Annotated in this window: 1 protein-coding gene; it reads right to left on the bottom strand. The window is 74.4% G+C overall.

Annotated features, from left to right (window positions below):
- A partial coding sequence (locus tag AC1MIR_RS27870; RefSeq protein WP_480031417.1) for a PLP-dependent transferase occupies nucleotides 1–268 on the bottom strand: 268 nt, incomplete at its 3' end.
- Nucleotides 269–281 lie beyond the last annotated feature (13 nt).

The raw sequence follows: 281 nt of genomic DNA on the forward strand, positions 1-281 counted from the left end.
CGGCGGTCGCCGCGGACATGCCGGAGCCGAGCAGCATCGCGGCCGGCGCGGCCTCCAGCATGGCGATCACCGCCTCGGCCTCGCGCGCTGTCTCGTTGTCGGCGCGGCCATAGATGTTGCCGCTGCGGTACTGGTTGTCCGGGTCGCGGACGAAGGTGGTGGTCACGGGGAGCGGCGGCACCACGGCGCGCGTCGCCGCGTCCACCTTGCCCATCGCCTGCGCGGCCAGGGTGCGGGGGGTCCAGTTCCGGCCGGTGGTCGGGTCCATGCTCATGCGCCTG

It is taken from the genome of Falsiroseomonas sp. RANM36, from assembly GCF_056682175.1.